26 protein-coding genes are annotated in these 20943 nt (G+C 65.3%); 12 read left to right on the top strand and 14 right to left on the bottom strand.

Annotation, left to right across the window (positions count from 1 at the left end; translation table 11 throughout):
- The first annotated feature begins 250 nt into the window (after nt 1–250).
- The 3 genes from CAG44_RS24680 (at nt 251) to dxs (ending at nt 3482) form a co-directional block, all read left to right on the top strand.
- On the top strand, nt 251–493 hold the full coding sequence (locus CAG44_RS24680) for an exodeoxyribonuclease VII small subunit (protein ID WP_003255380.1): 243 nt from the start codon (nt 251–253) through the stop codon (nt 491–493).
- Nucleotides 490–1377: a (2E,6E)-farnesyl diphosphate synthase gene (ispA, locus tag CAG44_RS24675; protein WP_039614624.1), complete on the top strand. Its 888-nt coding sequence runs from the start codon at nt 490–492 to the stop codon at nt 1375–1377. The genes CAG44_RS24680 and ispA overlap by 4 nt, the downstream gene beginning before the upstream one ends.
- 209 nt (nt 1378–1586) lie before the next feature.
- Entirely contained in the window at nt 1587–3482 is a 1896-nt protein-coding gene (gene dxs, locus CAG44_RS24670; RefSeq protein WP_085693155.1) for a 1-deoxy-D-xylulose-5-phosphate synthase, read from the top strand.
- 115 nt (nt 3483–3597) lie between these two features.
- Here the strand turns inward: dxs and CAG44_RS24665 are convergent, their stop codons facing one another.
- The 12 genes from CAG44_RS24665 to nrdR all read right to left on the bottom strand — a co-directional run bounded on the left by CAG44_RS24665 (nt 3598) and on the right by nrdR (nt 12436).
- On the bottom strand, nt 3598–4410 hold the full coding sequence (locus CAG44_RS24665) for a cobalamin-binding protein (protein WP_085693154.1): 813 nt from the start codon (nt 4408–4410) through the stop codon (nt 3598–3600).
- Nucleotides 4410–4829, bottom strand: coding sequence for an MFS transporter (locus CAG44_RS24660; protein WP_085591996.1), 420 nt, complete (start codon nt 4827–4829; stop codon nt 4410–4412). Before CAG44_RS24660 ends, CAG44_RS24665 begins: the two co-directional genes overlap by 1 nt.
- The gene (ribA, locus tag CAG44_RS24655; protein WP_003260612.1) at nt 4826–5443 is read right to left on the bottom strand and encodes a GTP cyclohydrolase II; all 618 of its coding nucleotides are present in this window, start codon (nt 5441–5443) and stop codon (nt 4826–4828) included. The genes CAG44_RS24660 and ribA overlap by 4 nt, the downstream gene beginning before the upstream one ends.
- A gap of 264 nt (nt 5444–5707) precedes the next feature.
- Nucleotides 5708–6451 (bottom strand): ABC transporter substrate-binding protein, encoded by a 744-nt coding sequence (locus tag CAG44_RS24650; RefSeq protein ID WP_085693153.1) that lies wholly within the window; start codon nt 6449–6451, stop codon nt 5708–5710.
- A gap of 16 nt (nt 6452–6467) precedes the next feature.
- Nucleotides 6468–6971 carry a phosphatidylglycerophosphatase A gene (locus CAG44_RS24645; RefSeq protein WP_004376077.1) on the bottom strand — a complete coding sequence of 168 codons (504 nt, stop codon included), beginning with the start codon at nt 6969–6971 and terminating at the stop codon, nt 6468–6470.
- Nucleotides 6968–7936, bottom strand: a complete 969-nt coding sequence (gene thiL, locus CAG44_RS24640; RefSeq protein ID WP_085693152.1) for a thiamine-phosphate kinase — start codon at nt 7934–7936, stop codon at nt 6968–6970. The genes CAG44_RS24645 and thiL overlap by 4 nt, the downstream gene beginning before the upstream one ends.
- 18 nt (nt 7937–7954) lie before the next feature.
- Nucleotides 7955–8455 (bottom strand): transcription antitermination factor NusB, encoded by a 501-nt coding sequence (gene nusB, locus CAG44_RS24635; RefSeq protein WP_003255393.1) that lies wholly within the window; start codon nt 8453–8455, stop codon nt 7955–7957.
- The gene (ribE, locus tag CAG44_RS24630; RefSeq protein WP_003255395.1) at nt 8452–8928 is read right to left on the bottom strand and encodes a 6,7-dimethyl-8-ribityllumazine synthase; all 477 of its coding nucleotides are present in this window, start codon (nt 8926–8928) and stop codon (nt 8452–8454) included. The genes nusB and ribE overlap by 4 nt, the downstream gene beginning before the upstream one ends.
- 92 nt (nt 8929–9020) lie before the next feature.
- Nucleotides 9021–10112: a bifunctional 3,4-dihydroxy-2-butanone-4-phosphate synthase/GTP cyclohydrolase II gene (ribBA, locus tag CAG44_RS24625; RefSeq protein ID WP_016484697.1), complete on the bottom strand. Its 1092-nt coding sequence runs from the start codon at nt 10110–10112 to the stop codon at nt 9021–9023.
- A gap of 18 nt (nt 10113–10130) precedes the next feature.
- Complete coding sequence (locus tag CAG44_RS24620) at nt 10131–10796, bottom strand: riboflavin synthase (RefSeq protein ID WP_003255399.1); 666 nt, start codon at nt 10794–10796, stop codon at nt 10131–10133.
- Between the two features lie 42 nt (nt 10797–10838).
- Nucleotides 10839–11969: a bifunctional diaminohydroxyphosphoribosylaminopyrimidine deaminase/5-amino-6-(5-phosphoribosylamino)uracil reductase RibD gene (gene ribD / locus CAG44_RS24615; RefSeq protein WP_085693151.1), complete on the bottom strand. Its 1131-nt coding sequence runs from the start codon at nt 11967–11969 to the stop codon at nt 10839–10841.
- A gap of 2 nt (nt 11970–11971) precedes the next feature.
- Nucleotides 11972–12436: a transcriptional regulator NrdR gene (gene nrdR / locus CAG44_RS24610; RefSeq protein WP_003255402.1), complete on the bottom strand. Its 465-nt coding sequence runs from the start codon at nt 12434–12436 to the stop codon at nt 11972–11974.
- 106 nt (nt 12437–12542) lie between these two features.
- On the opposite strand from nrdR, the gene CAG44_RS24605 reads away from it, so the two are divergent.
- From CAG44_RS24605 to trxA, 3 genes are read left to right on the top strand one after another with little or no spacing between them, the layout of a single operon-like run.
- Nucleotides 12543–12995 (top strand): YbaY family lipoprotein, encoded by a 453-nt coding sequence (locus CAG44_RS24605; RefSeq protein ID WP_024086181.1) that lies wholly within the window; start codon nt 12543–12545, stop codon nt 12993–12995.
- Nucleotides 12996–13667, top strand: a complete 672-nt coding sequence (locus tag CAG44_RS24600) for a methyltransferase (RefSeq protein ID WP_085693150.1) — start codon at nt 12996–12998, stop codon at nt 13665–13667.
- A 31-nt stretch (nt 13668–13698) separates the two neighbouring features.
- Nucleotides 13699–14571 carry a thioredoxin gene (gene trxA / locus CAG44_RS24595; protein ID WP_025337519.1) on the top strand — a complete coding sequence of 291 codons (873 nt, stop codon included), beginning with the start codon at nt 13699–13701 and terminating at the stop codon, nt 14569–14571.
- A 138-nt stretch (nt 14572–14709) separates the two neighbouring features.
- Here the strand turns inward: trxA and CAG44_RS24590 are convergent, their stop codons facing one another.
- Nucleotides 14710–15054, bottom strand: coding sequence for a hypothetical protein (locus CAG44_RS24590; protein ID WP_075044453.1), 345 nt, complete (start codon nt 15052–15054; stop codon nt 14710–14712).
- Nucleotides 15055–15184: 130 nt separating this feature from the next.
- Between CAG44_RS24590 and CAG44_RS24585 the strand changes: the two genes are divergently transcribed.
- The 5 genes from CAG44_RS24585 (at nt 15185) to CAG44_RS24565 (ending at nt 19165) form a co-directional block, all read left to right on the top strand.
- Nucleotides 15185–15757, top strand: a complete 573-nt coding sequence (locus tag CAG44_RS24585; protein WP_085693149.1) for a DUF2796 domain-containing protein — start codon at nt 15185–15187, stop codon at nt 15755–15757.
- Nucleotides 15758–16468, top strand: coding sequence for an ABC transporter ATP-binding protein (locus CAG44_RS24580; RefSeq protein WP_085693148.1), 711 nt, complete (start codon nt 15758–15760; stop codon nt 16466–16468).
- The gene (locus CAG44_RS24575; protein ID WP_085693147.1) at nt 16468–17733 is read left to right on the top strand and encodes an ABC transporter permease; all 1266 of its coding nucleotides are present in this window, start codon (nt 16468–16470) and stop codon (nt 17731–17733) included. The genes CAG44_RS24580 and CAG44_RS24575 overlap by 1 nt, the downstream gene beginning before the upstream one ends.
- A gap of 126 nt (nt 17734–17859) precedes the next feature.
- Nucleotides 17860–18372 (top strand): DUF3299 domain-containing protein, encoded by a 513-nt coding sequence (locus CAG44_RS24570; RefSeq protein ID WP_085693156.1) that lies wholly within the window; start codon nt 17860–17862, stop codon nt 18370–18372.
- A 109-nt stretch (nt 18373–18481) separates the two neighbouring features.
- A complete protein-coding gene (locus tag CAG44_RS24565) occupies nt 18482–19165 on the top strand; it encodes an OmpW family protein (protein ID WP_085592011.1) in 684 nt (227 codons plus the stop codon).
- Here CAG44_RS24565 and CAG44_RS24560 read toward each other — a convergent pair.
- Entirely contained in the window at nt 19153–20358 is a 1206-nt protein-coding gene (locus tag CAG44_RS24560) for an MFS transporter (protein WP_085693146.1), read from the bottom strand. The two genes, CAG44_RS24565 and CAG44_RS24560, sit on opposite strands and share 13 nt — an antisense overlap.
- 102 nt (nt 20359–20460) lie before the next feature.
- On the opposite strand from CAG44_RS24560, the gene CAG44_RS24555 reads away from it, so the two are divergent.
- The gene (locus CAG44_RS24555) at nt 20461–20904 is read left to right on the top strand and encodes a helix-turn-helix domain-containing protein (protein ID WP_085693145.1); all 444 of its coding nucleotides are present in this window, start codon (nt 20461–20463) and stop codon (nt 20902–20904) included.
- Nucleotides 20905–20943: the final 39 nt, after the last annotated feature.

Below are 20943 nucleotides of genomic sequence, written 5' to 3'. Positions count from 1 at the left end.
CAAGATTTTGAGTATTCATAACGGCGATCTCCAGTTAGATCCCCCAGTGAAAGCTTAGGCTTTCACTGGGGAGTCCTGGGAGGACCATTTCATTAGGTACATCACAGTCTTCAAGACCTGTGGTGCACCTGTGGGAGCGGGCAAGCCCGCGAAAGGGCCCTTGAAACCAACAGCGTTGCCCCTGAAGTTTGCTCCCCCCGCCCCGCTCTGCTAGTGTCGCGCCGTTCTGAATGCCACCGAGACAGTCGCCATGGCCCGCAAAAAAGCCTCCCTCGATTTCGAGCAATCCCTCGCAGACCTGCAAGCACTGGTCGAGCGCCTGGAGAACGGCGAGTTGTCGCTGGAAGAGTCGCTGGCCGCCTTCGAGCAAGGCATCGCCCTGACCCGCGATTGCCAGGGCGCCCTGGCCCAGGCCGAACAGAAGGTGCAAATCCTGCTGGAACGCGATGGCGAACTGGCAGCACAGCCCTTCGACGCGGAGCCGGAAGCATGATCGGCACCTACCAGGCCAGCTGCCAGGCGCGGGTCGACGCCGCCCTCGAACCGTTGTTCGTCGCCCCGACCAAGGAACTCGAACGCCTTTACGCCGCCATGCGCTACAGCGTGATGAACGGCGGCAAACGCGTTCGTCCGCTGTTGGCCTATGCGGCCTGCGAAGCCTTGGGCGCCCCGGCCGAACAGGCCAACGGCGCAGCCTGTGCGGTGGAACTGATCCACGCGTACTCGCTGGTGCATGACGACCTGCCGGCCATGGATGACGACGACCTGCGCCGCGGCCAGCCGACCACCCACAAAGCCTTCGATGAAGCCTGCGCGATCCTCGCCGGCGACGGTTTGCAGAGCCTGGCCTTCAGCGCCCTGCTCGACCCGCGCCTGAGCCCGCAGGCTGACAGCATTCGCCTGGCCATGGTCCAGGCCCTGGCCAAGGCTGCCGGCCCGGCAGGCATGGTCGGTGGCCAGGCCATCGACCTGGGCTCGGTTGGCCTGAAGCTAGACCAACAGGCGCTGGAGTTCATGCACCGGCACAAGACCGGTGCGCTGATCGAAGCCAGCGTGCGCCTCGGCGCCCTGGCCAGCGCCCGCGCCGAACAGGCGCAACTGGATGCCCTGCAGACCTATGCACAGGCCATCGGCCTGGCGTTCCAGGTGCAAGACGACATCCTCGACGTGGAAAGCGACACCGCCACCCTGGGCAAACGCCAGGGGGCCGATATCGCCCGTGACAAACCGACCTACCCGGCGCTGCTGGGCCTGGAAGCGGCCAAGGCCTATGCGATCGAACTGCGCGACCAGGCGCTGGTCGCACTGCAAGGGTTCGGCGAAAAGGCCGAACCGCTGCGGGCGTTGGCGCGTTACATCGTCGAACGCCGCAACTGATTTGATTGGGGCCGCTGTGCGGCCCATCGCCGGCAAGCCAGCTCCCACAGAGACCCCACTGGCCTTGAGCACTGTGAACAACCTGTGGGAGCTGGCTTGCCGGCGATGGGCTGCAAAGCAGCCCCCGATGCTACACCCGTCTGAATGGGCAGTATTTCCTACAATGGGGTAAACTGCCGCGTCTTCACACACCTATAACGACTCGCCTGATGCCCACGACGTTTCAAGAGATCCCCCGCGAACGCCCGGTCACGCCGTTGCTCGACCGCGCTGACACGCCTGCCGGCCTGCGCCGGCTGGCCGAAGCCGACCTGGAGACCCTGGCCGACGAACTGCGCCAGGAACTGCTCTACACCGTGGGTCAGACCGGTGGGCATTTTGGTGCCGGCCTGGGTGTCATCGAGCTGACCATCGCCCTGCACTACGTCTTCGACACCCCCGACGACCGGCTGGTGTGGGACGTGGGCCACCAGGCCTACCCGCACAAGATCCTCACCGGGCGCCGTAACCGCATGCTCAGCCTGCGCCAGAAGGACGGCATCGCCGCCTTCCCGCGCCGCAGCGAGAGCGAGTACGACACCTTCGGCGTCGGCCACTCCAGCACCTCGATCAGCGCCGCACTGGGCATGGCCATTGCCGCCCGCCTGCAGAACAGCGCTCGCAAGTCGATTGCGGTGATCGGCGACGGCGCGCTGACCGCCGGCATGGCCTTCGAGGCGTTGAACCACGCCCAGGAAGTCAACGCCGACATGCTGGTGATCCTCAACGACAACGACATGTCGATTTCGCGCAATGTCGGCGGCCTGTCCAACTACCTGGCCAAGATCCTCTCCAGCCGCACCTACGCGAGCATGCGCGAAGGCAGCAAGAAAGTGCTGTCGCGCCTGCCGGGCGCCTGGGAAATCGCCCGCCGCACCGAGGAGTACGCCAAAGGCATGCTGGTGCCGGGCACGCTGTTCGAAGAACTGGGCTGGAACTACATCGGCCCGATCGACGGGCACGACCTGCCGACCATGATCGCCACCCTGCGCAACATGCGTGACCTCAAGGGCCCGCAGTTCCTGCACGTGGTGACCAAGAAGGGCAAGGGCTTCGCCCCGGCCGAGATCGACCCGATCGGCTACCACGCCATCACCAAGCTGGAGCCGGCCGACAAACCCGCCGCACCGAAGAAAGCCAGCGGCCCGAAATATTCCGCGGTGTTCGGCCAGTGGCTGTGCGACATGGCTGCCGCCGACAACCGCCTGGTGGGCATTACCCCGGCGATGAAGGAAGGCTCCGACCTGGTCGAGTTCAGCGAGCGCTACCCGGAGCGTTACTTCGACGTGGCGATCGCCGAGCAGCATGCCGTGACCCTGGCGGCCGGCATGGCTTGCGAGGGCAGCAAGCCGGTGGTGGCGATCTACTCTACCTTCCTGCAGCGCGCCTACGACCAGCTGATCCACGACGTGGCGGTACAGAACCTCGACGTGCTGTTCGCCATCGACCGCGCCGGCCTGGTCGGCGAAGACGGCCCGACCCATGCGGGCAGCTACGATCTGTCGTACCTGCGCTGCATCCCGGGCATGCTGGTGATGACCCCAAGCGACGAGAACGAGCTGCGCAAGATGCTCAGCACCGGCCACCTGTACAACGGCCCGGCGGCTGTGCGCTACCCGCGTGGCACCGGCCCGAACGCGCCGATCAGTGGTGACCTGGAACCGCTGGAAATCGGCAAGGGCGTGGTCCGTCGCCAGGGCGAAAAAGTCGCCTTGCTGGTGTTCGGCGTGCAACTGGCCGAGGCCATGCAGGTGGCTGAGCAGATCAACGCTACCGTGGTCGACATGCGCTTCGTCAAACCGCTGGACGAGGCACTGGTGCTGGAACTGGCCGCAAACCATGAGCTGCTGGTGACCATCGAAGAAAACGCCATCATGGGCGGTGCCGGTGCGGCTGTGGGTGAGTTCCTGGCTAGCCAGGCGATCGTGAAACCGCTGCTGCACCTGGGGTTGCCGGACATCTATGTCGAGCATGCCAAGCCTGCGCAGATGCTGGCTGAGTGTGGGCTTGATGCGGCCGGGATCGGGGCTTCGGTGAAGGCCCGCATGGCCAGGCTCGGGCTTTGATTTTTTGGGGCCGCTTTGCGGCCCATCGCGACACAAGGCCGCTCCTACAGGGACCGCGCAGTTCTTTGTAGGAGCGGCCTTGCGTCGCGATCGAGGGCGCAGCCCTCGCAAAAGCTCACTTGGGCGTTGGCGCGTTAGCCTCGAGCAGCGCACACAAGCGCGCCGTAGCTTCGATCATCTGCCCACTAGGCCGCTCCAGGCCTTTGTCTGGCACCACCAGTAAACGATCATCGGCAACCGCACGCAGTTGCGGCCAGGCCTTCCAACTCTCCAGCTGCGCCTCATCACCCGCCAGAATGACCTGCGGGTTGCGCAGCAGCACAGACTCCACATTTACCTGCGGCGCCGGCTGGGTGAGATCGGCGAAGACATTACGCGCGCCGCAAACGGCCAGGGCATCGCTGACCACCTGCCGGCCACCGAGCGTATACAGCGGTCGGTCCCAGACCTGGTAGAACACCTGCAGGGGCTCGTCCCGTCGATACTGCTGGCGCAGCTGCCGCAGCCGGTCACGCAGGGCCTGGGCGTACCGATGGCCCTGTTCGGCACGGCCGATTCGTTCGGCGATGGCTTCAATCTGCTCGATCAGCTGGTCGATGTCATGGGGTTCTGCGCTGTACGTTGCGATACCCAGGCGCTTGAGCTGGTCGCGTTGGGCCGGCGGCACGCTGCCCGGCCACAGCAGCAACAGGTCGGGGCGCAGGCTGAGCAGGCGTTCGAGGTCCAGTTGCCCCTGGCGCCCCACCGAGGGCAGCTTACGCAGCGCCGCCGGCCGTTCGCCACCGTCGAGCACACCTACCAGCAGGTCATCGGCCTGCAGTTCGAGCATGATCTCGCTCATCGACGGGGCCAGGCTGACCACCCGCTGGGGTTCGGCGGCCAGTGCGGAACAGGCGAACAGCACCAGCAGGCCGGGCAGCAGGCGCATCAGCCGAGCTGGCGTGGAATGCGATAGAGGTACAGCACCACTGCGGTGGACAACGCCAGCAGGATCTGCGGCACCGCCTCAAGGCCGACCAGCACCGACAAGGCGGCGACCCAGGCCGGGAAGCAGGCATACAGCATGGCCAGGCGCCGCACCCGCGCCAGCTCGATCCAGGCGGCGGGCTCTTCGCCAGTGCCGAGCACCTTGGACGTGGCGATGAGGGCGCGCTTGTAGGCACCGAAGCGCGGCAGGCTGAGGAACATGGTCGCCGCGCCGGCAATGAACAGTGGCATGGCCAGCACCGAGGCCAGCCCATCACCGCCACCGAAGGCCCAGGCCATCACTGGCAGCGGCACCAGGCCCACCGCCAGGTACTGCCACCAGGCCAGCGCCAGGCGCCGCTTGACCTCGGCGCGGGTCACGCCTGAGGCACCTCGCCCTGGTGCTCGTTACCCAGCATGTGGCCCAGCTTGCCGGCCTTGGTTGCCAGGTAGTAGCGGTTGTGCGGATTGTGCCCGGTGTGCAGCGGTACGCGCTCGGCGACGACGATGTTCATGTCGGTCAGGGCTTTGACCTTGCGCGGGTTGTTGGTCATCAGGCGCAGCGACTTCACGCCCAGGTGCTCCAGCATCGGCAGGCACATGGCGTAGTCGCGCTGGTCGGCGGCAAAGCCCAGGCGCTCGTTGGCCTCGACGGTATCGGCGCCACCATCCTGCAGCTCGTAGGCGCGAATCTTGTTCAGCAGGCCGATGCCACGGCCTTCCTGACGCAGGTACAGCAGCACGCCACGGCCTTCACGGGCGATGGCCTGCAGCGCGGCTTCCAGCTGCGAGCCGCAGTCGCAGCGCTGGCTGAACAGGGCATCGCCGGTCAGGCACTCGGAGTGCAGGCGCCCCAGCACCGGCTGGCCGTCCGCGATGTCACCCAGGCTGAGCACCACGTGCTCACGGCCAGTGGCTTCGTCGAGGAAGCCATGCATGGTGAAGGTCGCGAAGGGAGTCGGGAGTTTAGAGGCGGCAACAAAGACGACGGGCACGTTGTGCTCCTGGAATAAGTTGAAAATTTCTCGTGGGCCGATTGTATCAGCAGGTTGGGGGATGTGGGCTGGCTGAATACCGTGGCTTAAGATCGAAAAGTTCGATGCTTATTAGGCCATCGATCAACCCTGCCCCCTACGCGGGCTTCTGTGGGAGCGGGTTTACCCGCGAAGAAGGTAACGCGGCGCCTGGCACCGGCTTCGCCGGTGTTCGCGGGTAAACCCGCTCCCACAGGGACCGCACAGGCCTTGGTGCTCTGCGCCTCAATGCGGTTTGCTATTCGGGCTGAACGGATACGGCTGCTGCCAGTGCTCGAAGATCGGCTTCAGCTCGCCACTGCGCACCAGCTCGGCCATGCGCTTGTCGAACAGGTCGCGCAGGGCCTTGGCCTGGTCGTTGCGGGCAAAGGCCAGGTACAGCGGCAGCTCGGCCACATGGGTGCGGCGGAAGCGCTCGGGGTAGGAGGTCTGGCCGAGCACGTAGTCGATCTCGGTCAGCGCATCGATGTAGTAGTCCACGCGGTCATGCTCGAGCATCGGCAAAATGCCTTCGCGGCGCTGGACTTCGCGAAAGTCATGCACATTGGGCAGGTAGCTGCCGAAATCGTAGCCACGCACCCAGGCCAGGCGGTACTGGCCTATGGTCTGCTGGGTAGGCACAGGCTTGCTGACCAGCCCCAGGGCGTAGATGTGGTCCATGTCGAAGTGCCAGCGCGGGTACAGGTTGTCGTCGTTCTCGTCCTTGTACGAGCCTACCCAGGCGTCAGCCTCGCCACGCTTGACCAGCCCGATCGCACGGCTGTAAGGCGCGCTCTGGGTCACCACCTTGACCCCGGCCGGCTCGAACACCTTGCGCAGCACGTCCCAGGCCACCCCGGTACCGTCGGCGTTGGTGTAGTCGAGCCACTCTTCGCTGACCAGGTGGATCTGCTTCGGCATACCTTCGGCAGCCGCCGCCCACGGGGCAAAGCTCAGCAGCATTGCCAGCAGCACCGTCCTCATGGCCATTCACACGCTCCCTGTATCAGGCAACCGCCCACACCAGAACCTGCATCCCCAGCCAGGCAAACACGCCGGCCAGGATATCGTCGAGCATGATCCCGACGCCCCCATGCACATGGCGGTCGACCCAGCGGATCGGCCACGGCTTGAGGATGTCGAAAAAGCGGAACATCAGGAACCCCGCCAGCAGCCACTGCCAGCCTTCCGGCACCAGCCAGAGGGTTATCCACATGCCGACGATCTCGTCCCAGACAATGCCTTCATGGTCGTGCACGCGCAGGTCATTGGCGACCTTGCCGCAGAGCCAGAAGCCGAACAGCATGCTCACGCCCAGCAACAGCCAGTAGCCCCAGTCGGGCAGCATCTGCCACAGCGGGATGAACGGTATGGCCACCAGCGAGCCCCAGGTGCCCGGCGCCTTGGGCAAGGTGCCGGAACCGAAACCGAAGGCGATGAAGTGCCACGGGTTGCGCCAGACCGAAGGCGGAACGAACTCCGCAGGCACCTGGTTGGGGTGATCGGTCACGGTGTCTCCCTAAAATGTTGATAGCCGCGTTGCCGCGGGGTGATGTCCTGGCCCTGCTGATCGCGCAGGCTGACACCCTGCCCTTCGAGCACCCGCCCGATGACATGGAACGCCGCCAGGCCTTGTGCCCGCAGGGATGAAAGCTCGGCTGGCGGCAAGGTGAACGCCAGCACATAGTCGTCGCCACCGGTCAGCGCCGCCTGCACGGCCGCCTCGGCACCGAGGAACCCCTGCAAAGCGGCTGACACCGGTACCTGCTCCAGGTTCACCTCGAGCACCACACGGGAGGCCTTGGCGATATGCCCGCAGTCGGCTAGCAAGCCGTCGGAAATATCCAGCGCCGAGGTGGCACGCCCGCGCAGCAGTCGGCCCAGGGCGAACTGTGGCGATGGCGACCAGTAATGGTCGAGCAACGGTTGCGCCAGCGCGGCATCGGCCTGGCGCTGGCCCAGTACCAGCGGCAAGGCCCCTGCCGCGTTGCCCAACTCGCCACCAACGCACAGCAGGTCGCCCGGGCGAGCGCCGTCACGGCGCAACGCCTGCCCCGCCGGAACCCGGCCGAACACGGTCATGGTGATACTCAGCGGGCCACGGGTGGTATCGCCACCGATCAGGCTCAGCTGGCAGTGGCCGGCCATGCGATTGAGGCCGCTGGCATAGGCTTGCAGCCAGTCGGCGCTGACCTCGGGCAAGGTCAGGGCAAGGGTGAAACCGATGGGGGTGGCGCCCATGGCAGCCAGGTCGCTGGCCGCCACGGCCAGCGAGCGCTGGCCGAGCAACCAGGGGTCGCACACAGCCGGAAAATGCACCCCGGCAACCAGGGTGTCGGTAGACACCGCCAGTTGCTCGCCGGCGGGAAGGCTCAGCAGGGCGCAGTCGTCACCGATGCCCAGGGCCACGCCTTCACCACCTTGCGCACAGGGCGCGGCGGCAAAGTAATGGCTGATCAGCTCGAACTCACCCATGGTCCGCAAGCGCCAGGATCAGCGCTTGTTCGCCTTGACTTCTGCTTCGCGCAGGGCCGGGGCGAGCTTGTCCAGCACGCCGTTGACGAACTTGTGGCCGTCGGTGGCGCCGAAGACCTTGGCCAGTTCCACGCCTTCGTTGATCACTACGCGGTACGGTACATCAACGCGCTTGATCAGTTCCCAGGTGGACAGACGCAGCACGGCCAGCTCGACCGGGTCGAGCTCTTCCAGTGCGATGGTCATGCACGGCACCAACGCTTTGTCGATTTCGCCCTTGATTGCCGGGACCCCATGCAGGATCTCGCGGAAATAGGCACCGTCGACATCGGTGAAATCGTTATCGACCCGGAACTGCGCTTCGATCTCGTTCAGCGAATGCTGCGCCATGTGCCACTGGTACAGTGCCTGGGTCGCGAGCTTGCGGGCTTCGCGGCGCTTGGCGCTCTTCGATGGCTTGCCGGCATCCGCAGGTTTTGGATCGCGCGGGTTGAAACGATCGCTTTCGTCGCTAATCACTTGGCCTCCAACTGCGCCAGCAGGCTGACCATTTCCAGAGCGGACAGGGCAGCTTCAGCACCTTTGTTGCCGGCCTTGGTGCCGGAACGCTCGATGGCCTGTTCGATGGAGTCGACGGTCAGTACGCCGAAGGCCACCGGAACACCGAACTCCATGGACACCTGGGCCAGGCCCTTGGTGCATTCGCCCGCCACGTATTCGAAGTGCGGGGTACCACCACGGATCACGGCGCCCAGGGCGATGATCGCGTCGTAGGCGCCTTGCTGGGCGACCTTCTGTGCCACCAGCGGGATTTCGAATGCACCCGGGGCACGGATGATGGTGATGTCGCTTTCGCTGACACCGTGGCGTACCAGGGCGTCAACGGCACCGCTTACCAGGCTTTCGACAACGAAGCTGTTGAAGCGGCCAACCACCAAAGCATAGCGACCTTTGGGGGCGATGAAGGTACCTTCGATGGTCTTCAGGGTCATTCCGATATTCTCATCTTCAAGAGCGAGGCCGCATGCTGGCGGCCTCGACAGGGGTATGGACTCGAGCTGGAGGGCGTCACTGCCGCCTCAAGTCACTCGGAGGGCACGTATTCTACAACTTCCAGATCGAATCCGGATATCGCGTTGAACTTCATCGGCGAACTCATCAGGCGCATCTTGCGCACACCAAGGTCACGCAGGATCTGCGAACCGGCACCCACGGTGCTGTAGGTGGTCGGTGCCTTGGCGGGTGCATCGCCCGCGCTTTCGCGGATGTGCGCCAGCAGTACGTCGCCGTCCAGCGGGTGGCCCAGCAGCAATACCACGCCGCTGCCGGCCTCGGCCACGGCGGCCATGGCGGCGCGCAGGCTCCAGCGGCCCGGTTGCTTGACCAGCAGCAGGTCGCGCAGCGGGTCCATGTTGTGCACGCGCACCAGGGTCGGCTCTTCGGCGCAGATCTTGCCCAAGGTAAGGGCCATGTGCACATCGCCTTCCACTGCGTCGCGGTAGGTGACCAGGTTGAACTCGCCCAGCTCGCTCTCCACCGGTTGCTCGGAGACGCGCTGCACGGTGCGCTCGTGGATCATGCGGTAGTGGATCAGGTCGGCGATGGTGCCGATCTTCAGGCCGTGCTCGGCGGCGAACACTTCCAGCTCGGCGCGGCGCGACATGGTGCCGTCGTCGTTCATCACTTCGCAGATCACGCCGCTCGGCTCGAAACCGGCCATGCGCGCCAGGTCGCACGCGGCCTCGGTGTGGCCGGCACGGGCCAGGGTACCGCCAGGCTGGGCCATCAGCGGGAAGATGTGGCCTGGGCTGACGATGTCTTCGGCCTTGGCGTCCTTGGCAGCGGCTGCCTGCACGGTGCGTGCGCGGTCAGCGGCGGAGATGCCGGTGGTGACACCTTCGGCGGCTTCGATCGACACGGTGAACTTGGTGCCGAAGCCCGAGCCGTTGCGCGGTGCCATCAGCGGCAGCTTCAGCGTTTCGCAACGCTCGCGGGTCATCGGCATGCAGATCAGGCCACGGGCGTGCTTGGCCATGAAGTTGATGTGCTCGGGCAGGCAGCACTCGGCTGCCATGATGATGTCGCCCTCGTTTTCGCGGTCTTCGTCATCCATGAGGATGACCATTTTGCCCTGGCGGATGTCTTCGACCAGTTCTTCGATGCTGTTGAGCGCCACGCGGCACCCCCTTCTCAATCAGGATTTCAAGAAGCCGTTGGCGGCCAGGAAGCTTTCGGTAATGCCACTGCCCTTGCTCGGTTCGGCGGCCTTGTCACCCAGCAGCAGACGCTCCAGGTAACGGGCCAGCAGGTCGACCTCAAGGTTTACCCGACGCCCTGCACGGTAGTCGGCCATGATGGTTTCGGACAGGGTGTGCGGGACAATGGTCAGCTCGAACTCGGCGCCATTGACCTCGTTGACCGTCAGGCTGGTGCCGTCGACGGTGATCGAACCCTTGTGGGCGATGTACTTGGCCAGTTCCTTCGGTGCACGCACGCGGAACTGGATGGCGCGGGCGTTATCGCTGCGCGAGATGATTTCGCCGACCCCGTCGACGTGGCCGCTGACCAGGTGCCCGCCCAGCCGGGTGGTGGGGGTCAGGGCTTTTTCAAGGTTGACCTTGCTGCCGCTCTTGAGGTCGATGAAGGCGGTGCGCTTGAGGGTTTCGACGCTGACGTCGGCCCAGAAGCCGTCGCCCGGCAGTTCGACGGCGGTCAGGCACACGCCGTTGACGGCGATGCTGTCGCCGAGCTTGACGTCACCCAGGTCGAGCTTGCCGGTTTCGACGTAGACGCGCACGTCGCCACCCTTGGGGGTCAGGCTGCGGATGGTGCCGATGGATTCGATGATGCCGGTGAACATGGGGTCTTCCTCAAAAACGGTTTGCGCAGGGCAAGCCTGGCATTATACGCCGGGCGCCGGCAGGGGGATGGCCGTGACCCGCCAGTCATCGCCCACTGCGCGCATTTCGGTAATTTTCAGCCGCGGCGCTTCGCTCATCTTGTCCAGTGGCCAGTCCAGCAGCGGGCGGGCCTGGGAACCGAGGAAAGTGCCGGCGACGAACAACTGATACTCGTCGATCAGGCCTTGCCGGGCGAAGGCGCCGACCAGGCCGGCACCGGCTTCCAGCAGGATTTCGTTGACGCCACGGGTTGCCAGGGCCTGCAGCAGCGCCGGCAGGTCTACCTGGCCATTGTCACCCGGCAGGCTGAGCAGTTCGTGGCCGGCAGCGGCATAGCGAGGGTCATCTGCGACAGCGCTCACCACCAGCACCGGGCCAGCCTGGAAGAACGGTGCATCCAGCGGCAGGCGCAGGCGGCCATCGACCAGCACGCGCAACGGTGTGCGGCTGAGTGCCTGGGCAGTGGTTTCGGCATCCAGGCCCAGCTCGGCGCCGCGCACGGTCATCCGCGCGTTATCGGCCAACACGCTGGCGGCGCTGGTCAGTACCACGCTGGAGCGGGCGCGCAGGCGCTGCACCGCCGAGCGGGCGGCCGGGCCGGTGATCCACTGGCTTTCGCCACTGGCCATGGCGGTGCGGCCATCCAGGCTCATGGCCAGCTTGGCGCGAACGAACGGCAGGCCGTGCTCCATGCGTTTGAGGAAACCGGGGTTGAGTGCGCGGGCCTCGGCCTCGAGCACGCCGCTGGCCACTTCGATACCGGCCTCGGCCAGGCGCCGCAGGCCCTGCCCCGCCACTTGCGGGTTGGGGTCCTGCATGGCGGCTACCACCCGTGCCACGCCGGCCTTGACCAGCGCTTCGGCGCACGGCGGTGTGCGGCCATGGTGGCTGCACGGCTCGAGGGTGACATAGGCACAGGCGCCACGGGCTCGCTCACCGGCCTGTCGCAGGGCATGCACTTCGGCATGAGGCTCACCGGCGCGCACATGCCAGCCTTCGCCGACCACCTCGCCATCGCGCACGATCACGCAGCCTACGCGCGGGTTCGGGTGAGTGGTGTACAGGCCCTTGCGCGCCAGCTCCAGCGCGCGGGCCATGTAGTGGGCGTCGAGGATGGCAGCTTGGCTGGGCATGGTCACTCTTTAGCCGGCTCGCGAGCCAGGCGGTCGATTTCTTCGCGGAACTCGTCGAGGTCCTGGAAGCGGCGGTAAACCGAGGCAAAACGGATATAGGCCACTTCGTCGAGCTTGCGCAGCTCGGCCATGACCATCTCACCCACCACCAGCGATTTGACTTCACGCTCGCCGGTAGCACGCAGGCGGCTCTTGATATGCGCCAGCGCAGCTTCCAGGCGCTCGACGCTGACCGGGCGCTTTTCCAGAGCCCGCTGCATGCCGGCGCGCAGTTTTTCTTCGTCGAAGGGTTGGCGCGTGCCGTCCTGCTTGATCAGCCGGGGCAGCACCAGCTCGGCGGTTTCGAAGGTGGTGAAGCGCTCGCCGCAGGCGACGCATTCGCGGCGGCGGCGCACCTGCTCGCCCTCGGCAACGAGGCGAGAGTCGATGACCTTGGTGTCGTTGGCACCGCAAAAGGGACAGTGCATGGTGGCAGGCAACAAAAAAAGGGAGGGCCATGGTAGCGCATCCCACTGGCAAGACAAGCCAAAGGGGTTAACATCCATGGGAAATCTGCCCGTGAAGGACTACCCCATGCACTACCGAGCGCTCGTCGTGCTGTGCTGCGCCGCCCTGCTCGCCGCCTGCGGCAGCGACAGGCCGAAGCCCGACACCCCTCCGGCACCCACGCCAGCCCGCACGGCCAAGCCGGCCGCAGTGCTGGGCCCGCTGCCGGCCTACCAGCGCGAGCTGAGCGGCACCTTGCTGGAAATCCCCGCCGGTGCCGACGTTGAGCTGGCCTTGCTGGTCATCGACGAACGCGACCGCCCACAACGCCTGCTGGCCAGCAGCAACCTGACCGGCACCGGCCAGGCCCTGCCTTACCAGCTGCGCTTCAACCCCGAGGCCTTCCCCGCCGGTGCCCGGGTCGAGCTGCGCGGCCGCGCCAGCAGCTCTGGCCAGCTGATCATGCACCTGCCGCCGGTGCGCATTACCCAGGCCCAGACCCAGGCCATCGGCCCGCTGCGTTTCGAGAAGGCGCCGTAAGTGGCGCCAGTCTCCCTACAACAGCCCCTGCAACAGGCCCTCAGCGGCCTGATCGGCGAAGCGCGTCTTGTGGTCAGCGCGCTGCCCGGCTGCGACCTCAAGCTGTGGCTGATCGACGACCAGAACATGGACCGCGCCTTCAGCAGCGAAGAGACCCGGCGCATTCTTGAAGAACCGCCCTACTGGAGCTTCTGCTGGGCCAGCGGCCTGGCCATGGCCCGTTACCTGGCCGAGCACCCGGAATGGGTAGCCGGCAAGCGCGTGCTGGACTTTGGCGCCGGCTCCGGTATCGCCGGTATTGCCGCCGCCCGCGCCGGTGCGCTGGAAGTGGTGGCCTGCGACCTCGACCCGCTGGCACTCGATGCCTGCCGCGCGAATGCCGCGCTGAACGGGGTGGAACTGGGTTACAGCAGCGATTTCTTCGCCGAAGACGATCGCTTCGATCTGATCCTGGTTGCCGACGTACTTTACGACCGCGCCAACCTGCCGCTGCTGGATGCCTTCCTCGGCCGCGGCCGCCAGGCGCTGGTGGCCGACTCGCGGGTACGCGACTTCAGCCACCCGCTGTACCAGCAACTGGGCGTGCTGGAAGCGCTGACCCTGCCGGACCTGGCCGAGCCGCACGAATTCCGCCGGGTCAGCCTGTACCACGCCAGCCGCGACACCTTATAGTGGTGTTATCCACGAGTTTGCGAGAGTCGCGATGACCCAAGACACGCCTTACATTTTCGACGCTACCGATGCCACCTTCCAGCAACTGGTTATCGAGAACTCCTTCCACAAACCGGTGCTGGTGGACTTCTGGGCCGAGTGGTGCGCGCCGTGCAAGGCACTGATGCCACTGCTGGCGAAGATCGCCGAGGGTTACCAGGGCGAGCTGCTGCTGGCCAAGATCAACTGTGACGTGGAGCAACAGGTGGTTGCCCAGTTCGGCATCCGCAGCCTGCCGACCGTGGTGCTGTTCAAGGACGGCCAGCCGGTGGACGGCTTTGCCGGTGCGCAGCCGGAATCGGCGATCCGCGCCATGCTCGAGCCACACGTGCAACTGCCCGCCGCACCCAGCGCATCGCCGCTGGAGCAGGCCAAGGGGCTGTTTGCCGAAAGCCGTTTTGCCGAGGCCGAAGCACTGTTGCAGGCACTGCTGGGTGAGGACAACAGCAATGCCGAGGCGCTGATCCTGTATGCCCGTTGCCTGGCCGAGCGCGGGGAACTGGGTGAAGCCCAGGTGGTGCTGGATGCGGTCAAGACCGACGAGCACAAGGCCGCGCTGGCCGGCGCCAAGGCCCAGCTGACCTTCCTGCGCCAGGCTGCCAGCCTGCCGGAAGTGGCCGACCTGAAAAGCCGCCTGGCACAGAACCCTCAGGATGACGAGGCGGCCTATCAGCTAAGCATCCAGCAGCTGGCGCGCCAGCAGTATGAAGCGGCGCTGGAAGGATTGCTGAAGCTGTTCCAGCGTAACCGTGGTTATGAGAACGGGCTGCCGCAGAAAGCGTTGCTGCAGGTGTTCGAGCTGCTGGGCGGTGATCACCCGCTGGTCGGCGTGTATCGTCGCAAGTTGTCGGCGGCGATGTTCTGACCTGAGGCCTATTGCGAGGGCTTTGCCCTCGTTCGCGGGCACGCCCGCTCCCACAGGGTACGCACTGAATTCAATACCGGTGGTATACCTGTGGGAGCGGGCAAGCCCGCGAACGAGGCCAGCACAGGCAATACAGATTTATCCCACCCAGTGATACACCGGCGCGTCCACGCCACTTTCCACCTTAACTTCACTGCTATGCCGCAAGCGCACCAGCAGCCGTTTACCCGCCGCCGTACTCCCGGCCAGCCCTTCCAGCCGATCCAGCAATTCCGGCCCGCTCATCTGCCCCGCCAAGCGCAACACCTCACGTGCCGCAGTCCATTGCCCGTCGTCCTGACGAGTTGTCGCCACGGTTTCCGTTGTTGCGGTCTGTGCCACCGCGGGCAATTCGATCTGCCGCCCCAGTTGCGCCCACTCTTCAGGCGCCAGCTCGATGGTCAGATCCACAGGCCAGTCACCAATCTGTCCACGAATTCTCATGCTGCATTCCCTGAACCCAAGTCAATGCCACCATCCTACCCCAACATGAAACCTGCGCCACGCAGGCTGGCAGCACGCCGAAAAGTTGTTATAACATAACCCAATCTTCCCGCCCGCTCCGGAGTCGTCCATGCGTCGCCTGTTGCTCGCCCTGCCCTTCGCCCTGCTGCCCCTGGCCGTGGCCCATGCCCACGATGATGACCATGATCACGACCACGCCCACGGCACCCTCGGCGCCCACGAGCATGGCGTGGCCAAGCTCAACGCCGTGCTCGATGGCAACACCCTGGAGCTGGAGCTGGACAGCCCGGCAATGAACCTGGTCGGCTTCGAACACGCCGCCAACAGCGACGCCGACAAGGCCAAGGTCGCGGCGGTGCGCCAGCAGCTGGAGCAGCCACTGAAGCTGTTCGGCCTGCCCGCTGCCGCAGGCTGCAAGGAAGACCAGCAGGAACTCGAAAGCCCGCTGTTCGGTGATGCCCCGAAAGCAGACGACGATGGGGACGAGCACGACCACCAGCACAGCGACATCGGCGCCCATTACCAACTGACCTGCGCCAACCCCGACAAACTGATGCAGGTGGACCTCGCTCCGCTGTTCAAGGCCTTCCCGGCCACCCAGAAGATCAACGTTCAACTGATCGGCCCCAATGGCCAGAAAGGCGTGGAAACCACACCGGCCAAGGCCGCGGTCGCGTTCTGAATGCGCCAGCCGTTGATCGAACTGCATGACTTGGTGTTCGCCTGGCCCGGCCAGCCAGCGCTGCTGGATATTCCGGCATTCCGCCTGGAGGCTGGCGAAGCCCTGTTTCTCAAGGGCCCCAGCGGCAGTGGCAAGACCACATTGCTGGGCCTGCTGGGCGGGGTGAACGTACCGGGCCAGGGCCGCATCCAGTTGCTCGGCCAGGACCTCGGCCGCCTGGGCCAAGGCGCCCGTGACCGCTTCCGGGTCGACCACACCGGTTATATCTTCCAGCAGTTCAACCTGCTGCCGTTCCTCTCGGTACGCGAAAACGTCGAGCTGCCCTGCCGCTTCTCGCGCAACCGCAAGGCCCGCGCCGAGCAACGCCATGGCAGTGTCGACCAGGCAGCCAGCACGCTGCTGGCCCACCTGGGCCTGGACGACCCCGCCCTGCTCGCCCGCCGCGCCGACAGCCTGTCGATCGGCCAGCAGCAACGGGTCGCTGCCGCCCGCGCACTGATCGGCCAACCCGAACTGGTGATCGCCGACGAACCGACCTCGGCGCTGGATGCCGACACCCGTGAAGCGTTCATCCGCCTGCTGTTCGATGAATGCCGCGCCGCCGGTGCCAGCCTGCTGTTCGTCAGCCACGACCAGAGCCTGGCGCCGCTGTTCGACCGCCACCTGTCGCTGGCCGAACTCAACCGTGCCGCCAAGCCCCGGGAGGCCTGATGTACCTGCTCCGCCTTGCCCTGGCCAGCCTGGCCAACCGCCGCTTCACCGCATTCCTCACCGCCTTCGCCATCGCCCTGTCGGTGTGCCTGCTGCTGGCCGTTGAACGGGTCCGTACCGAAGCCCGGGCCAGTTTCGCCAGCACCATCAGCGGTACCGACCTGATCGTCGGCGCCCGCTCCGGCTCGGTGAACCTGCTGCTGTACTCGGTGTTCCGCATCGGCAACGCCACCAACAACATCCGTTGGGACAGCTATGAGCACTACGCCAAGGACCCGCGGGTGAAATGGGCCATCCCCATCTCGCTGGGCGACTCGCACCGTGGTTATCGAGTGATGGGCACTACCGGCGACTACTTCAGCCATTACCAGTACGGCCGCCGCCAGCACCTGGAATTGAGCCAGGGCCGCGCGTTAGCCGATGATCCGTTCGAGGTGGTGCTGGGTGCCGAAGTGGCCGAGGCATTGCACTACAAACTGGGCGACAAGCTGGTGCTTGCCCACGGCGTGGCCGCGATCAGCCTGGTCAAGCACGACGACAAGCCATTCACCGTGGTCGGTGTGCTCAAGCGCACCGGTACGCCGGTCGACCGCACGCTGCATATCAGCCTGGGCGGCATGGAAGCCATCCACATCGACTGGCACAACGGTGTACCGGCCCGTGGCGCCGGGCGTATCAGCGCCGAGCAGGCACGGACCATGGACCTGCAGCCTGCCGCCATCACTGCGTTCATGCTCGGCCTGAACAGCAAGATCGCGACATTCAGCCTGCAGCGGGAGATCAATGAATACCGCAGCGAGCCGTTGCTGGCGATCCTGCCCGGGGTAGCCCTGCAGGAGCTGTGGAGCCTGATGGGCACCGCGGAGCAGGCGTTGTTCGTGGTGTCGCTGTTCGTGGTGCTGACCGGCCTGATCGGCATGCTTACGGCGATTCTCACCAGCCTCAATGAACGCCGCAGGGAGATGGCGATATTGCGCTCGGTTGGCGCCAGGCCGTGGCATATCGCAGGGCTTCTGGTGCTGGAGGCACTGTCGCTGGCGGCGGTCGGGATCGCTGCCGGGCTTGGCTTGCTGTATGCGGGAATCGCCCTGGCGCAGGGGTATGTGCAAGCCAACTATGGTTTGTATTTGCCGCTGGCCATGCCGAGCGCTCATGAATGGACGTTGCTGGCTATCATCCTGGGAGCTGCGCTGTTGATGGGCAGCGTACCGGCGTGGCGGGCCTATCGGCAGTCGTTGGCCGATGGCTTGTCCATTCACCTCTGAGTGCGAGTAATGATCGGAAACCTCACCGCCTTCTTCGCGGGCGCGCCCGCTCCCACAGGGCTTTCACAAGGTTCGAAGCCTGTGGTGAACCCTGTGGGAGCGGGCATGCCCGCGAAGAGGCCAGCACTGCATACGCTGCTGATCCTGCTGCTGACAGTAGCGATGCCGCTGTGGGCCTCGGAACCCCGCGAACTTGACTGGCCCGCCCTCATCCCCGAAGGCGCCCCGGTCATCCCGCCCCAACTGGCGCCGCTGCACGACATGTCGCAGCTCAGCAACGCCCTGTCCGCCGAGTCCGCCCCACCGGCGCGCCAGCAGGCACCCGACGCCCCGGTGGTAAAAAGCCTCGACGGCCAGCAGATCAAACTGCCCGGCTACATCGTGCCGCTGGAGGTGAGCGAAGAAGGCCGCACCACCGAATTCCTGCTGGTCCCCTATTACGGCGCGTGCATCCACGTGCCACCACCACCCTCGAACCAGATCGTGCACATCTTCAGCGAAATGGGCGTGCGCGTAGAAGACCTCTACCGGCCCTACTGGATCGAGGGAAAGCTGCAGGTTAGAGCCTCCAGCAGCGAACTGGCCGATGCCGGCTACCAGATGGAAGCCGAGAAAATATACGCTTATGAGCTGAGATGAGAACTGTTTCGAATTCGTGACGACGCTTCTTTGAGCTGGGTCAAACTTTCTGTTTAACGGCATCCGTACCATTGGACTACTCGATTACTCACGTCCTCTGGGAGCTTCCATGAACAAGTCCTTGCTCAGCGCCGCCCTCGCGGCCCTGGCGCTCGCTGCCCCTGTCGCCCACGCCCACCAGGCAGGCGATATCATCGTCCGCGCAGGTGCCATTACCACAGCTCCCAACGAAAGCAGCGGCGACCTGAAATTCGACGGCAACAAAGTCTCGGGCACCAAGGCGACTCTGGACAGCGACACCCAACTGGGCCTGACCTTCGCCTATATGCTCACCGACCATATCGGCCTCGAGCTGCTGGCTGCCACCCCGTTCAAGCACACCGTCGGCGTCAAAGGCCTGGGCGGCGGCCTGGACGGCAAGCTCGCCGACATCAAGCAGCTGCCACCGACCCTGTCGTTGCAGTACTACCCGATGGAACCGACTTCCAAGTTCCAGCCGTATGCCGGCGTCGGCATCAACTACACCCTGTTCTTCGACGAAGACCTCAGTAGCGCACGCAAGCAGCAGGGCTTCAGCAACCTGAAGCTGCAAGACTCGGTCGGCATCGCCGGCCAGCTGGGCATGGACTACATGATCACCGACAACTTGCTGGTCAACGCATCGGTCTGGTACGTCGACATCGACACCAAGGCCAGCGTCGATGGCCCGTCCGCACTGGGCTACAGCAAGACCAAGGTCGACGTCGATGTCGACCCGTGGGTGTACATGGTCGGCCTTGGCTACAAGTTCTGACCTGAACACTGCAGGGCGGCTTCGGCCGCCCTCGCGCGTTGCAGCCATAGCCAGTACCCCAGCGCCACCGCGCTGATGCCCATCCCAAGCCCACACACCGCTGCCCAACCCCAATGGGCATACACCCAGCTCGCCAGCACTGCCCCCACTCCACTGCCAAGCGAATAGCAGCACATGTAGGCGCCGATCAACCGGCTGGCCATTGCGCCACGCCCGGCCAGCAGCAGGCTCTGGTTGGTGACATGCACCGCCTGCACGGCAAAGTCCAGCATCAGCACACCCAACCCGAAGGCCATCAGTGAATGCCCGACGAAGGCCGTGGGCAGCCATGACAGCACCAGCAAAACCAGCGCTACTCCGGTGGTGCGCTCCCCCAGCCCCTGGTCGGCCAGGCGACCGGCGCGCGCTGCCGCCAATGTGCCAGCAACACCCGCCAGGCCGAACAGACCGATCGCGGTATGGCTCAGCGCCAGTGGCTCGGCACTCAGGGGCATGACCATGGCACTCCAGAGCACGCTGAACGCAGCGAAGATCAACACGCCGAACAGCCCGCGCTGACGCAGCAGCCGGTCGTGCCGGTACAGCCTGAACTGGGCAACGATCAACGCCCGGTAGCCAGACCGCAGCGACACCGGTTGCCCCGCGGGCAGGCTGCGCCACAGCACCAGGGCCAGCAGCATCAGCAGCCCTGCGGCAATCAGGTACACGCTGCGCCAGCCAGCCAGGTCGGCAAGCCCGCCCGAGACCAGCCGCGCCAGCAGAATGCCCAGCACTACGCCGCTGGTGACGGTGCCCACGGCCTGCCCTTGCCGGCCGGGGGCGGCAAGGCTCGCTGCATGCGCCACCATCACCTGCACCATGACCGCCATCAGCCCGGTGATGGCCAGGGCCAGCAGCAATAGCGCCCAGTTGGGTGCCATGCCTACCCCAACCAGCGCCAGGGCCGAGAACAGCAACTGCCCGAGCAACAGGCGCTTGCGGTCGATCAGGTCACCCAGCGGCACGATCAGCAACAACCCCAGGGCATAGCCCGCCTGGGTCGCGCCTACTACCCAACCGATCTGCTGCTGCGCCACGCCCAGGTCAGCGGCCATCGACTCGAGCAAAGGCTGGGCGAAATACACAGTCGCCACGGCCATGGCGCTGGTGATGGCCAGCAGCAGGGTTATCCAGCGTGTCAGTGCAGGGTTCATCGGGCTGGCCTCGTCAATCTGGTTTCGAATTGAAACCACATGCTGGCTATTTAGCAAATGTGGTTTTAATCTGCAACCAGATGATCACGAAAGGCCCCGTCCATGCTCGATGAAAACAATGCGCAATGCCCCGTCGCCCGGGCCCTGGAGGTGCTGGGAGACCGTTGGGCGCTGATGATCCTGCGCGACGCCTTCGATGGCCTGCGGCGCTTCAGTGAATTCCAGAAAAACCTGGGGCTGGCGAAGAACATCCTCGCCTCACGGCTGAAGTGGCTGGTGGAAAGCGGGCTGCTGACGCTGCAGCCGGCGTCGGATGGCAGTGCCTACAAGGAATATGTGCTGACCGAGAAAGGGCGATCGGTGTTCCCGGTGGTGGTTGGCTTGAGGCAGTGGGGGGAGCGGTTTCTGTTCGAGGCGAGTGAGGTGCGTTCGGAGTTGGTGGATGGTGATACGGGGCAGGCGCTGGAAACGCTGCAGGTGCGGGCCCGGGACGGGCGGGTGCTGGCGGCAGGGGATTGCCTGCGAAAAGTGGTGCGGCATGAGTGATTCTGGGGCTGCTGCGCAGCCCATCGCCGGCAAGCCAGC

The organism is Pseudomonas sp. B13(2017) (assembly GCF_002113245.1).
Taxonomy (GTDB): domain Bacteria; phylum Pseudomonadota; class Gammaproteobacteria; order Pseudomonadales; family Pseudomonadaceae; genus Aquipseudomonas; species Aquipseudomonas putida_Z.
The sequence above is the reverse complement of the archived record's forward strand: the minus strand, read 5'-3'. Positions and strand labels throughout refer to the sequence as shown.